The 13005-nt window shown below is 35.9% G+C and carries 14 protein-coding genes and 2 pseudogenes; 14 read left to right on the forward strand and 2 right to left on the reverse strand.

The window, feature by feature from the left end; genetic code table 11:
- Window positions 1–51: 51 nt before the first annotated feature.
- From ACHABW_RS24395 to ACHABW_RS24430, 8 genes and pseudogenes are all read left to right on the forward strand, one after another.
- A complete protein-coding gene (locus ACHABW_RS24395) occupies window positions 52–447 on the forward strand; it encodes a GNAT family N-acetyltransferase (protein WP_435759452.1) in 396 nt (131 codons plus the stop codon).
- Between the two features lie 355 nt (window positions 448–802).
- Window positions 803–1405 (forward strand): hypothetical protein, encoded by a 603-nt coding sequence (locus ACHABW_RS24400; protein ID WP_435759454.1) that lies wholly within the window; start codon window positions 803–805, stop codon window positions 1403–1405.
- Between the two features lie 1162 nt (window positions 1406–2567).
- Window positions 2568–2747: pseudogene (locus ACHABW_RS24405) on the forward strand (2-thiouracil desulfurase family protein); the annotation flags it as partial.
- A 256-nt stretch (window positions 2748–3003) separates the two neighbouring features.
- Window positions 3004–3204, forward strand: a pseudogene (locus ACHABW_RS24410) (metallophosphoesterase); the annotation flags it as partial.
- A 147-nt stretch (window positions 3205–3351) separates the two neighbouring features.
- Entirely contained in the window at window positions 3352–3816 is a 465-nt protein-coding gene (locus ACHABW_RS24415; RefSeq protein ID WP_435759456.1) for an NUDIX hydrolase, read from the forward strand.
- 251 nt (window positions 3817–4067) lie between these two features.
- Entirely contained in the window at window positions 4068–4622 is a 555-nt protein-coding gene (locus ACHABW_RS24420; protein WP_435759458.1) for a class I SAM-dependent methyltransferase, read from the forward strand.
- 150 nt (window positions 4623–4772) lie between these two features.
- Window positions 4773–5450, forward strand: coding sequence for an HAD family hydrolase (locus ACHABW_RS24425; RefSeq protein ID WP_435759460.1), 678 nt, complete (start codon window positions 4773–4775; stop codon window positions 5448–5450).
- A gap of 89 nt (window positions 5451–5539) precedes the next feature.
- Window positions 5540–5689 carry a hypothetical protein gene (locus ACHABW_RS24430; RefSeq protein ID WP_435759462.1) on the forward strand — a complete coding sequence of 50 codons (150 nt, stop codon included), beginning with the start codon at window positions 5540–5542 and terminating at the stop codon, window positions 5687–5689.
- 72 nt (window positions 5690–5761) lie between these two features.
- Here ACHABW_RS24430 and ACHABW_RS24435 read toward each other — a convergent pair whose 3' ends face one another.
- Window positions 5762–6055: a hypothetical protein gene (locus ACHABW_RS24435; RefSeq protein ID WP_435759464.1), complete on the reverse strand. Its 294-nt coding sequence runs from the start codon at window positions 6053–6055 to the stop codon at window positions 5762–5764.
- A gap of 180 nt (window positions 6056–6235) precedes the next feature.
- On the opposite strand from ACHABW_RS24435, the gene ACHABW_RS24440 reads away from it, so the two are divergent.
- From ACHABW_RS24440 to ACHABW_RS24465, 6 genes are all read left to right on the forward strand, one after another.
- On the forward strand, window positions 6236–7147 hold the full coding sequence (locus ACHABW_RS24440; protein ID WP_435759466.1) for a cupin domain-containing protein: 912 nt from the start codon (window positions 6236–6238) through the stop codon (window positions 7145–7147).
- A gap of 276 nt (window positions 7148–7423) precedes the next feature.
- Complete coding sequence (locus tag ACHABW_RS24445) at window positions 7424–8524, forward strand: DUF2339 domain-containing protein (protein WP_435759468.1); 1101 nt, start codon at window positions 7424–7426, stop codon at window positions 8522–8524.
- Window positions 8525–8588: 64 nt separating this feature from the next.
- Window positions 8589–9530, forward strand: coding sequence for a hypothetical protein (locus ACHABW_RS24450; protein ID WP_435759469.1), 942 nt, complete (start codon window positions 8589–8591; stop codon window positions 9528–9530).
- Window positions 9531–9534: 4 nt separating this feature from the next.
- On the forward strand, window positions 9535–9948 hold the full coding sequence (locus ACHABW_RS24455) for a DUF2339 domain-containing protein (protein WP_435759471.1): 414 nt from the start codon (window positions 9535–9537) through the stop codon (window positions 9946–9948).
- Between the two features lie 45 nt (window positions 9949–9993).
- Window positions 9994–11100, forward strand: a complete 1107-nt coding sequence (locus tag ACHABW_RS24460) for an FAD-binding oxidoreductase (protein WP_435759473.1) — start codon at window positions 9994–9996, stop codon at window positions 11098–11100.
- A 110-nt stretch (window positions 11101–11210) separates the two neighbouring features.
- The gene (locus ACHABW_RS24465) at window positions 11211–11465 is read left to right on the forward strand and encodes a hypothetical protein (protein ID WP_435759475.1); all 255 of its coding nucleotides are present in this window, start codon (window positions 11211–11213) and stop codon (window positions 11463–11465) included.
- Window positions 11466–11903: 438 nt separating this feature from the next.
- Here the strand turns inward: ACHABW_RS24465 and ACHABW_RS24470 are convergent, their stop codons facing one another.
- On the reverse strand, window positions 11904–12344 hold the full coding sequence (locus ACHABW_RS24470; RefSeq protein WP_435759477.1) for a YaiI/YqxD family protein: 441 nt from the start codon (window positions 12342–12344) through the stop codon (window positions 11904–11906).
- Window positions 12345–13005: the final 661 nt, after the last annotated feature.

The raw sequence follows: 13005 nt of genomic DNA on the forward strand, positions 1-13005 counted from the left end.
CTGCTTCCTTTTAGGAAGCAAAGAACCGTCCCTTGATTTGGAGGAAATAGTATGGATATTAGAATATTAGGTTCAGGAGACGCTGAGGATTATTTGATGTTAAGGTTGGAGGCTCTGCAACAAAGTCCGGAAGCATTCGGATCTAGTTTTGAAGAGGAGAAAGATCAAACCGCAGCAAAGTATAAAGAGAGATTTGATTCGTCACAAGATGCTGTTACGTTTGGGGTATTTGTAGATTCTCGACTCGTCGGTGTAGTTACGTTAGTTAAGGAAAAATTAGTGAAAATGAGACATCGAGCGAATGTTGTAGCTATGTACGTAACTCCGCGAAAACGAGGTAGCGGCATTGGTAAAGCATTGCTCTCAAAAGTTATTGAACAGGCAAAGGAATTACCGGAAATCGAACAAATTTATTTATCGGTTGTACAACAAATGAATCAGCAATAAAACTATATTCAATTAAAGGATTTAACGTGTTTGGTACAGAAGAAAGAGCCTTGAAATTTGAAAATACATATTTTGATGAACACCATATGGTTCGGTATCTATAGGAAACAGTGGGACGGTTCTCTGCTTCGATATGAATCGAATCTATAGAAGAAACTTTTAACTCAAGGGTAATAGGCTCTTTCTTTAGGGAAGGGTCTGTTTTAGTGTCTTTTTTGAAGCTCTCCACAGGTGAGATACTAGTTTTGAAGCAGAGAACCGTCCCTATGTCTTACCATGTTTTTTAAATAACTTATTGTGGAAAAATATAAGTAAGCTACAATTTTAAATAAAGTAGAAAGGCGGTTGAACGAAAATGATGAAAGGAACCAATTTAAAAAAGCTAGCGGTGGGAATCATCAGTGCAGCTGTCATACTTTTAATTATTATCCTTTTTTCAAACAATACGGATGTAAATACAGATAATGACTCGACAGATTCAACAACCGATTCCAATGAAGTATCAAATGAACAAGAGCAAAATGAAGATCTTCCTGAACCAGAGGAAGAGAATCAAGCTCAGGATGGAACTGTCGAAAATAACGAAAACACGGATATAGGGGAAAATGAACCAGAGAATGAAAACAGTGAAAATGAAGGGAATTTAGAGGAAGAGGATCGTGTGACCAAACCGAAAGCTGAGGAAGTCATGGCTGAATATAAGGAAACTTTTTTAGAGATACAAAATCACGCGAAAGAGAATAAAGGGAACCTGCCTGATTTCGAATCAAAACAAGCGTTAACTAGTCACTTCAAAACGATCATGTCTGATGATTTAGCGAACTGGTATACAGATGCTTATTTTAAGGAAGAGGATGGCAATGTATCTCTCCTCCCGCAGGATGGACCTACATGGCTTAAGGAAACAGAACCATATGAACTAGAAAAAGTGAACGACGAAGAATATCATGTGATTTAAGAGTGGAACAACGAATTATTAGGACATAGGTTTATGATTTACGTACTAACTTACAACGGAGAAAAGTGGATTGTAGAGGAAATTCAGAGTGAAGTAGTGGAAGAAGAATAAGTGAGGATATGAAATAGGTCAAAAAAGGTCAAAAATACAAATAACATACTAAATTGCAAACCAAATCAGATAATGATTTGGTTTTTTTTCTTATATATTCGACATTTACTTGCTATGTTAATTTTGATTAACTAAAAGGGAATTGTAATTTTATGTTAAAATAAATAGGGGGATCTCTGTTTCCTTTTGGGTTATTGAAGGAACAGACAATCTATTACATTATTTCTGTGTGGATAGACATGGCGCATGCTTAGCAGATAAAATAATTGGAGTGCAAGAAAGAAAATCGATTCAACTTACCCTAGAATATGACCCGTAGCCTGAATTGATGTAGGTCTTCTCTTATGAAACTCTCAACATCTCACCATAGTATGATTAGATTTTTGATACGCCGAAATAATAAACGATAAATTCTTTCCTAACGGTTTTGTGTGGTATGCCTTGCTGAGTTTGCCAAGTTTCTTTTAGGGAGTGGCTTTACTGGATAAGGAATTAGAGTTATTCGACACGAACGGAGTTGGGATCATTAAATGAACAATGCCGAAAGTACCTTTGCGGGATTACTTCATTAAAATAGAGGAAAAAGAATTTATAGAGAGTAGCAAATGCTATTTGTTTAACTTTAAGCTTTTGGACTTTTGTTTAAACAATTGTGTTATAGTTTTAAAAAATGGATACATTTAATGGATAATATTCCATATTGTATTAACTGGAGTGGTTTAACAATGGCAAAGAGCAGAGCATTAAAGAAGCGAGAGCATAGGCTGCGGAATAGAAAAGGAGATCTTACAAAGTCTAGAGGTGGATATATTGAAATAAGCACACACGAGAGGGTAACTAAAACAAAGCAAGAACTCTTGGTTAAAAATGAAACAAAACATAAAAAACGGTCATCTCAACACCAACACGTTGATGATGGCTGTTTTTATGTTTTTAGAGCTGTTCCATTCAGCGAATATGGAAGTAGTGAGCTATTCTTCCTTGTTTCCCCCTTTTATTCCTGTATTTAGAAGGTATTATACTTTGATTTGTCGAATTAAAAGAAAATTAGATCGTATTAGAGAGAGGTTTTGGTTTAAGCCTTCTTGTTAGCTCCTGTTTAGAAGGATTACAGGTTAGATATAACGGTACTCATAGTTTAAATAATACAATTAATAAATTAGTTGACGAAAATAAAGCTGTTACTATCTGCACTGAATTGCTTGGTGGTTTTTCCACTCCAAGACAACCGCCCCCTTGTTTGGTTGATTTAGTAAAAATCCAATGAAGCTGAGTCTTTCAGGAAATATAGAGGAGGCAAAAATTGAAGAATAAATCTAAAAGGAGTTGGTTATTCCTTTTGATTGGAATTGTTTTATCCCTTTATTTTTTTATTATCAAAACAATGCCATTGTTACAACTGAATACAGTATTAGTTCTGATACACTTCCACAAAGTTTTAATGGTTATAAAATAGTTCAATTATCTGATCTGCATAGCAAGTTTTCTCACATGGTGGACAAGTTAGAATGCCATTCGTGGGTGGCTTGGTTGCTCCAAACCAAGGATTATTTCCAACGTACACTTCCGGGAAATACAATGCAGCTGATACGACTATGATTATAAATAGAGGACTCGGAAATAGCATTCCGTTAAGGATTTTTAATAGGCCAGAAATTGTTGCAGTGACTTTGAACGCTGTTAAATAATCCATTTAAATGTGTTATTCAGAACTTCTATGAATCTATTGAGCCCAACCCTTGGGCTACCAAATTTGATGGTAAATATATAGATGGATTTATGTAGGGATATAGTAGGATTTGAAATTTTAATCACTAAGGTGGAGGGGAAATAGTATGGCAGATTACACAAGGGAAATTAGAAATCTTGTAGGAAATAGACCACTTATTTTAGTTGGTTCAACAATTATTGTTTTAAATGAAAAGAAAGAGATTTTACTTCAACATAGGTCGGATACAAAAGAATGGGGGTTACCAGGTGGAGCGATGGAACTTGGTGAAAGTTTAGAACAAACTGCTGAACGAGAACTGTTTGAGGAAACGGGACTGAAAGCAATTGGATTTGAGTTTATGGATACAATGTCAGGTGAAGAACTTTATTTTAAATATCCTAATGGCGATGAAGTCTATAACGTAATTTGTGTTTTCTATGCGAAAAATACATATGGGGAATTAAGCATGGATGGCGAAAGTATAGAATTAAAATACTATTCTTTGAGTGAATTACCTTCTAGTCTAGATAAAAGAGCAAAATTAATTATTAACAAACATTTAATACAAAGAAACAAACATAAAAGGTAATCGCAGGTTTTATGTTATGAGTGAGTCATTTTCTTTGTAAGAAACACAGAAAGCTGGGGATGAGATGTCATTAAATATATTATTTCCAATATTTATTGCAGGAATTGTCGGAGGCGTTGGATATCTCCTGTATAAATTATTAAAGTCTAAGGCAAGCAAAAAATAATCCTTAGATAATTTCTTGAAAACTATTGAAGAAATAAAAAGGAAGCAGAGAACCGTCCCCATGTACTGAATCGAGAGGTGAAACGATGATAAAAGAAGTGAATGTTGTGGTTGAAGCAGGAGAGTACAACAATAATCCTGGCTGGTTACATACGCAGGAGGATGAACTGAATCTAACAGATCTGTCAACGTGGAATAAGATGTTTTCTCATCATTCGATAACTGCTATTTTAGCTGAGCATGTCTGGGAGCACCTTACATACATAGATGGTCTAGATGCAGCAAAGCTTTGTTATATCTATCTAAAGCCATCTGGTTATATTCGATGTGCTGTACCAGATGGATACTTTCCAAATACCGATTACCAGAATACAGTTAAAGTAGGGGGACCTGGATCTGAAGATCACCCTGCTGCGAGTCATAAAATAGTTCATAATTATAAAACATTATCGGCAATGTTTGAAACTGCCGGTTTTGCAGTGAGATTACTTGAATATTTTGATGAAAAAGGCGAATTCCATTTTAATCACTGGGACGAAAAGGATGGTTTTATATTCCGCTCCAAAAGGTTTGATCCGAGGAATCAAGGAGATAAATTAGTTTTTCCTTCATTAATACTAGATGCAATAAAAGTGTTATAAACGTTGAAGACCGGATTACAAAACTTTTTGACTAGGTTAAAAAGTTGAAAAAATACCTTTATTAGGATTTTCAAAAACTTTGATCTTAGCCAAAAATACTCTGAAATTATCAGAAAATCAAAAGGAATGACCTGAAGGAGAGTGGGTAATATGATTAAGGCTGTTGTATTCGATTTAGATGGAACTTTGCTAAACAGAGATGCTTCTGTAAGGGTTTTTATTGATAAACAATATGAGCGACTCAATAAATGGTTAAAACATATCCCAAAAGATAAATACATAAATAGGTTTATAGAACTTGATCACAGAGGTTATGTTTGGAAGGATAAGGTCTACAAACATTTAGTCGAGGAATTTAAGATTGTAGGGATCACTTGGGAAGAATTTCTACAAGATTATATTAATCAATTTCAACTTAGCTGTGTCCCTTTTTCTAATCTCGTGAGCATGTTAGAAGAATTGAAAAATAAAAACCTTAGCCTCGGAATGATTACTAATGGAAAAGGACAGTTTCAAATGAACAATATTACAGCTTTAGGTATCGAAAAATACTTTGACACAATTCTTATATCGGAATGGGAAGGTATGAAAAAGCCTGAACCTCAAATTTTTAATAAGGTACTAAGTCAACTTAAGGTCCGGCCTAAAGAATCTGTTTATATTGGTGATCACCCGATAAATGATGTAAAAACTGCTCGAAATGCTGGTATGAAAAGCATATGGAAACAAAGTGATCAATGGGATAATGTTAAAGCAGATTTTATAGTGAGTGATTTAAAGGACATCCCCTTTATTGTAAGTAGATTAAGTAGTCAAAATGTGGAGTAATAACTACCATGATCTTTATACATCAAATAAACAAAACAGGACACAATAAGTGAATCAATTATCCTGAATTGTATTGGAGGAAAATTCACATGGCGAAAGATGAAAAACTAAACGAAGAAGCTGCATTAAATAATAATTTGCCTTCTTCCACTTTACAAATGAATCAAGATATCATCAAACTTCATGAAAAACCGAAGTCAGATAATCCAGATAGACATAAAAAAGATAACGAAAAATAAGTGGGGACAATCACATAAATGTAAAGGCAGAGAACAATGGTTCTCTGCCTTTATAATGTTCTATTACTATTGTTAGAATACCTCATTTACTTCCCAAGATTCTACTGTCAGGTAAGCTGTTTGTGGATCATAGCCTTTTCCTATTAAATAACTGATGGCTGCTACTTCCCTCATGGCATGGAGATGTGAGGTAACTTGAGCTTCTTGAAGACCGTATTGAACAAAAGGTTCTACCATGGACAAAGTATGTTGTTTTAAATGTTGTGTTTGCTGGGCGGGGTATGGCTGTGGATGGTGATAAGAATGTTGTACTTGATTTCCATAGTGTGGGTTAGGTAAAGATGGATAATTATTATAATGATGCATAAAACCAGCTCCTTTTTTCGTAAATACACATTAACCTATGTTTGAATTTACTATGTAGTGTGCCTAATTAATTTAAGTAACACCGCCAATTCTAGTTTTATAAGATAGGATGATACGACCTACCTTCTCGGAGCATAGGCATATGATGTTTTTAGAAACGATGAAGGGAATGATGAGAACATGAATTATGGCCATAACTCGTATCCATATCCTTATTACGTTAATCCGCCAAATTATAACTCAGACGATATGTTAAGAAATAGTCAAGGATTAAATGAAAAAGTAACGGAAGCAATCCTTGCTGGGGTAAAAAGAGAAGCTAATGCTTTTGATTTCTATACACGATTAGTAAATACGGCACCAAATCAAATGCATAGGAATGAGATTCTTCAAGCGTTGGATTTGAAAAAAGTTCATGTGGCCCAACTTACTAATCTTTATACGAATGTTACTGGAAGACAGCCCGAGTATCAGGTTGAAAATATTCCATTTCATAGTTATGAAGATGGTTTACGAAAAGCTTATGAAGCAGAATTAGAGGGGTTTGATGACTATCAGAAAAGCAGTTTACTAACGCAGAATCCTCACGTTCAAAATGTATTTTTAGGGGTATTGCATGGGGAAGAAGAGAATGCGACGAGGATGATGTCTTTAAATGATGAAGCGGCAGATCGATTAAATGATTATGGTACAGAACCTCTTGTCATTGATATAGAAGAGGTTACGACGCAGAACAACACTTTCCGCACTGCTTTATGGACGGGTGATCATTTGCAAGTAACCTTAATGAGTATCGATGTTGGCGATGACATTGGTTTAGAACTTCATCCAAACCTCGATCAATTTATCCGGATCCAGGAAGGGCAAGGAATCGTACAAATGGGGGATAGCCAAGACCAGTTGGATTTTCAAGAAAGAGCCTATGCAGACTATGCGATTATGGTACCTGCTGGAAAATGGCACAACCTAACGAATACGGGTAATCAACCAATTAAACTTTACTCGATCTACGCGCCTCCTGAACATCCATATGGAACGGTTCATGAAACGAAAGCTGATGCCATGGCTGCGGAAGAAAGCCATGATCATTAATTGGTCCAGATAAAAAACAAGGTGAGGATAGGAAAAAGTTGAAGCTAATTAACTTTTTCCTATCCTTATTTATTTACCTGAAAAACGAGAAGGAACATTTTTTCATAGGAAGGAAATTACTCTCAACGACAATATAATGCGAACACGAACTGTGCACATGCAGTTCGTTTTTTTCTGTCTGAAAGCCAAAGTGATGGAAGAATATGTTAAAATGAAAAGAGAATTCTGCTTTATCGTTTCGTTTCTAATAGAATACCAGAATGGTGAGGTGAAAGAATGGACGATATCAAAGAGAGATTAAGAAAACTAAAAGCAAAGCAGGATAAGCTCGCTGGTGAGTTTGATGTTGTTGTTAAAGAATATGAATCCAGTGATGTCCTTTCAGAAAATGAAAAATTACGTAAAGACACGAGGGATTATCTCGAAAAATTGCGAGAATTAAAAGAGAAATTTCATCATACCGAGAGTGAGAATCGAAAGTTACGGACTGCATTGCATGATCAAATACTAGATGAAAAAACAAATATTTTAAAAGTATCAAAGGAAAAATTACATATGTATTTCGGTACGAAGATAGAACCTACGCGTGATCAATTATCCGATTTTGAAAAGGTATCAAAAACAGAAATTGAAAAGTTAAAAGAACGCATCTCGAAGTTGTTTCGCGATGACGAAGAATCAATGAAGCTGAAATTACAAGGTTTATCAAACGAAGTTGATGACATGATTCTAAAGGAACAGGCCTTGCTTGCCAAAGAAGAGCAGGATTTATTGCATTCTTTTTCAGGTACTTATGAAAAGTTGGCTAAAGAGGACGTGTCGGAGGATGTCATTCAAAAGCGAATGAAGCAAAACCGCCTTGAAATGAAAATAGGGTTAAATGTGATCAATAAGCTAGGCATACTTTTAATTATTTTTGGTGTGGCGGCGGCCTTCAGGTATTCCTATACAACCTGGTTCAATGATTACCTAAAAGGTGGTATGTTTTCAGTTCTCGGTATCCTTATGCTCATTGGCGGAGAAAGCTTGTATCGAAGGGACAGACAGACCTTCTCGCTCGGTGTTATCGGTGGAGGGATAGCCGTATTATATGGGTCCGTTTTCTTTAGTTATTTTTTATTAGAGATTATTGGACTTACAGTTGCTTTGTTAATTTCCATGTTAATTACGGTTACTGCGGTGATTCTTTCGCTTCGTTATGAATCGAAAACAATTTGTACATTTGGATTAGTAGGCGGATATATTCCACTCGTATTTGTTTTCTTTCGGTTTAGAAGGATATGCGGTAACGGCAGCGATGACTTATTTGCTTATACTGAGCGGATCAATTTTATGGATCTCCTTTCAAAAACAGTGGAACCTCGTACACTATATTAGCTTTCTATTAAACATCCCATCATTTTTCATTTTGATTGCACTTTCCGCAAACAGTGGAATTAGTATGGCTTATACAATTTTAACGTTCCTACTCTATTTAATATTAACGATTGGGTATCCGTTGACATATAAAGTTTCATTAAAATGGATCGATGTGACAGTGTTAGCTTTTAACACAGCGATAAGTTGTGCAGTCATTTATCATCTTTTTAATGGTTTAGGCTGGGATGGTTTCAGAGGACTATTGGCCATTGGTTTCGGCGTTATTTACTTTGGATTAGGAAGATTTGTTGAACACAGGATGGCAAACGAAAAGCAAACAAGGGTACTATTTTACGGTACATCGATAACGTTTGCTGTTTTAGTAGTTCCTTTTCAGTTCGGGATTGAATGGTTGGCTATCGGATGGTTAGTCGAAAGTATTGTAATTATGCTTTACGCTAATCGTTGCAAGCTAGCATTACTTGAAAAAGCAGGCTGGGCTGTTTTTGGATTGACGGTCGCAACGTTTTCACTTGAAATCCTTCAATACATGAATGTTCTTCATGTTCAAAGAATTGACTTCTTTCATGTTAGGTATTTTGCTATCATGACTGGTTTAATCATTGTGATGGTTTATTATGTGCTAGATCAGATGAAAAAAGAGAGTACGAAACACTTTAATGGATTTGCCCGATTTATTAGAGGATTAAAATATTTTACGCTTGTGAACCTATGGGTATACGTTATTTATGAAAGTGCGTATGTATTTAACCAGAACGTACCAGATTATTATGAGCATTTTTCTTTTTATCAATGGCTATTATTTTCGTTTATTTCTGTTGGATTTGGCTATGCTCTCAAGAAAATCCCTCTTTTGTACGATCGAATGGTAAGTTATTTCTGTTTGTTTTTATACGTGATTGGAAGTTTGGTTGGGCTACTTGTGACGTTGACAATCCCAGCTTTAGGTGGATCAGAATACGTTTACCGATTACATCGCGTTGGTGATCTTAATTGGATTTAACTTCTTGATTTATGCGACAGGTCGTGATCTTTTAATGGCTTATATCCGTGGACAATATAAAAATGCAGAGTTGTATCCACTAATTCTATCCATCTACTTTATTGCGGTATTAGCGGCATTTCTTAACGTTCAATTCCAGTTAGGTGATGTTAGTTTTGTGATAAGTTTGATATTCCTAGCAGTTGCTGTTGGTTATATTTTATACGGTTTTAAAAGAAAATATGTGTATGTTCGTCGTATCGGGCTGGGGTTAACACTGTTCTCAACGGGGAAGTTATTTCTCTTTGACCTCGGATTTTTGACGGAAACGAGTAAAATTCTCGCTTATTTCTGCTTCGGTTTAGTGTTGCTAGGAATATCATATATTTATCAAAAAGTGTCAAGTTCACAAAATGAACAAGTCCAGAAGGAAAAATGAAACGACTTAAAATATAGTGAAGAAACAAAGTAATACACAGGAGGCATGATGGATAAAGTGAAGCAGGTAATTAAAAAGCCTTGGTTTCTTGGGATGCTTATTTGTATATTTGTTGCCGTCGTCTTATGGAATATCCCGATTGAGAAGAGAAAGTACGGACTCTCTCAGAGTAATTTAACAACGGACTATGTCGGTCTTCTTCCCAAAAGAGTGGAAAGGGTCGTTAAAGCAGAAAATCAGGCGGCTCTCCAACGGATTGTTAGAGAAGCAAACGAAAGTGGGCAACAGATTTCGGTCGCGGGGTTACAGCATTCACAAGGTGGTCATACCTATTACGAAGATGGTGTTATACTTTATATGCGTACATTTAATGACGTAATAAACATCGACGAGCAGGCAAAAACGATACGTGTAGAAGCTGGTGCAACTTGGGAGGATGTCCAGGAGGAAGTATTGCCATACGGATTAGCCTTGAAAGTCGCCCAATCACAGTCAATTTTTACAATTGGTGGTTCTATTTCTGTCAATGCCCACGGGCGAGATATCCGTTTTGGTCCCATGGCTGGAACCGTAAAGGAATTGACGCTTTTAACGCCGACCGGTGAAATCAAGACGGTCACACGTGATGATTCGGAAAATTGGATGAAGTACGTGTTAGGCGGATATGGTTTGTTTGGGGTTATTTTAGATGCAACATTAGAATTAACGGAAAATGATGTTTACACTATTCATACGGAAGAATTAAAAACAGAAGACTATGAATCCTATTTTTCGAATCTGTTAGATAATGAAAATACGGCGATGCACTATGCAAGAGTAAGTGTTGCGCCAAGTAGTTTTCTAGATGAAATGTATGTAATTGATTACGCCGAAACAGGTAACCAGGATAATGAAACGCCACTTAAAGGCGAACAAGGTGTTCGACTAAGTAAATTCGCACTCGATATTGGTCGAACAGGGGGGATCTTGGAGGATCTATTCTGGGAAACACAAAAACGATATATTGATTCCATTGATGGAAACTTGATTACTCGAAACAATGCGATGCGATCGGAATCTACGTTCATGGAATTTACGAAACCTGGCAGAGTGGAAGTGTTACAAGAATTTTTTGTGCCGGTCAGTTCCTACGAAGAATACATTGGTGATTAAAGCAACTACTCCCGCGTGACGACAAGGACGATGATTTTAAAATACATAATATTACATTGCGGTATGCAGCTAAAGACACTTACACAAGTTTAAATTATGCAACTGAAGATATGATAGGTCTGGTTGTATTAATCCAGCGCGGTTTAGATAAAGAAGACATTACAAAAGCGGAAACAATAATTCAAGATTGGACCACTTTAACCAATGAATATGGGGGGACCTATTATTTACCTTATTATCGATATCAAACGAAGGAACAATTCAAGGAGTCCTATCCTAATTGGCAAAATTTCAAAGAAGCAAAAGTAAAACGAGATCCAAATGATATTTTTCAAAATTTATTTTATAACCATTACATTAAATGAAGGAGTTTGTTATGAAAACTAGGAGAGTGTGGCATATCCCTCTGGTTGTCACTGTGGGTCAGGTCGCCATTTTTCCATACTATATCATTTGGTTAAAAGAGGTCTCCATGAATTTCACCTTGTTTGCGTGGATGTTTGCGGTATTTTCTTTTTCTGCCGCCTGGGGGTATCGTGTATTTCAGTCAAAAAAGAAGAAAACTACTTTCTTTTACAGGGCTACTTTCGTGCATGGCATATCGAACAGAAGACCTATAAACTACACGCTGTGAATCACTATTTAATAGTGGGAGTCACTATGATAGGTCTATCTTTCGTTCAAATTGTTTCTCCCGTTATTTTTATTATGGCATTTGGTGCCCTTTTGTGTGGTTGTGGTGTGTGGGATTTCAGTAGTAAAAAGAACATAAATGTTAACAAGAAGGAAGCAGAGAACCGTCCCTAGCTTTCAATAACCACTATCAAAAGTTTTTCGAATTTAGACCTGTCTTCTTGGGTGAATGCCTTTGGACCTTTCGTTCGCTGGCCGCTTTTTCTTGCCATGGCACTCAGATATCGGGTATCAAGCAACTGTTCAATATTTTCATTTGTATAGGCGAATCCTTTATGATGAAGGACTTTGCATCCTTTTGCCATGCCTAGTGATGCTAGACCGTAATCCTGAGTAATAATAATGTCATCTTTTCGTGTTAGTTGCATAATTTTATAATCCGCAGCCTCAGCTCCAGTGTCGACGTAAACGGTCTCCACACCTTCAGGCTCTTCATTATTGGAAAAATGAGCATAGCTTTTTACAAGAACGACAGGAATCTCAACCCTCTTTGCAACCGCTATGGCGATATTTTTAACGGGACTTGCATCTGCATCCACGTATATTTTCATAACAATTCCCCCCCAATATGGCTTACTTATAGATTTATGTATCAAGTGTTACTACCATTGTATTTGATTTTAAGCTTTATATCAAAGCGGAGATTTATTATGCCTAATCGAATATATGCTGGAGGTAAGGAAGAATACAATTTCTTATAAAACCGCAATGGAATAATAGATGTTAAATTTAACTGAGATCAATGAAAACTAGAATACTCAGGCTTTATTAAAATAGAGGGTGATTATGAATCCCAAAATCTACTATTATATAGAGTGAAAATCATCTCTTTGTCTTTAAAATAAGCAAGTTACTTCTATTATAATGGCACGTAGAAAATAGGGTGATGACAAAACGAGTGTTATAGTTACGTAATCAGAAGTGCTAGTAGTTATATGTTGTTGGGTTTGACACCTTTAAAAAGGTTTGTAAATTAAAATGAAATAATAGTAGACTATAAGGAAAGGGTGTGATATGATATTAGTCCGTCGTTAAGAAATAGTTTTTTAACACGGTTCATATCATTATTTAAAAAACATCTTGCAAAGATGGTGTTATTCTGGTATAGTTAATATCTCGCTTCGGATAACAAGCGAAACGAGTTAAATAAATAGTTGTTGACATTCAATTGATATATTGATATAATATAAAAGTTGACTCGAAAACAACGAG

This window comes from Salipaludibacillus sp. CF4.18, from assembly GCF_051262595.1.
In the GTDB taxonomy this organism is placed as follows: Bacteria; Bacillota; Bacilli; order Bacillales; family Salisediminibacteriaceae; genus Salipaludibacillus; species Salipaludibacillus neizhouensis.

Excerpts from the sequence above, each read along its gene's own strand:
- ACHABW_RS24460 (WP_435759473.1), top strand. The coding sequence starts at position 9,994 with ATGATGGATAAAGTGAAGCAGGTAATTAAAAAGCCTTGGTTTCTTGGG.
- ACHABW_RS24415 (WP_435759456.1), top strand. The coding sequence starts at position 3,352 with ATGGCAGATTACACAAGGGAAATTAGAAATCTTGTAGGAAATAGACCA.
- ACHABW_RS24470 (WP_435759477.1), bottom strand. The coding sequence starts at position 12,344 with ATGAAAATATACGTGGATGCAGATGCAAGTCCCGTTAAAAATATCGCC.
- ACHABW_RS24395 (WP_435759452.1), top strand. The coding sequence starts at position 52 with ATGGATATTAGAATATTAGGTTCAGGAGACGCTGAGGATTATTTGATG.
- ACHABW_RS24425 (WP_435759460.1), top strand. The coding sequence starts at position 4,773 with ATGATTAAGGCTGTTGTATTCGATTTAGATGGAACTTTGCTAAACAGA.
- ACHABW_RS24400 (WP_435759454.1), top strand. The coding sequence starts at position 803 with ATGATGAAAGGAACCAATTTAAAAAAGCTAGCGGTGGGAATCATCAGT.
- ACHABW_RS24450 (WP_435759469.1), top strand. The coding sequence starts at position 8,589 with ATGGCTTATACAATTTTAACGTTCCTACTCTATTTAATATTAACGATT.
- ACHABW_RS24465 (WP_435759475.1), top strand. The coding sequence starts at position 11,211 with ATGATAGGTCTGGTTGTATTAATCCAGCGCGGTTTAGATAAAGAAGAC.
- ACHABW_RS24435 (WP_435759464.1), bottom strand. The coding sequence starts at position 6,055 with ATGCATCATTATAATAATTATCCATCTTTACCTAACCCACACTATGGA.
- ACHABW_RS24440 (WP_435759466.1), top strand. The coding sequence starts at position 6,236 with ATGAATTATGGCCATAACTCGTATCCATATCCTTATTACGTTAATCCG.
- ACHABW_RS24420 (WP_435759458.1), top strand. The coding sequence starts at position 4,068 with ATGATAAAAGAAGTGAATGTTGTGGTTGAAGCAGGAGAGTACAACAAT.
- ACHABW_RS24430 (WP_435759462.1), top strand. The coding sequence starts at position 5,540 with ATGGCGAAAGATGAAAAACTAAACGAAGAAGCTGCATTAAATAATAAT.
- ACHABW_RS24445 (WP_435759468.1), top strand. The coding sequence starts at position 7,424 with ATGGACGATATCAAAGAGAGATTAAGAAAACTAAAAGCAAAGCAGGAT.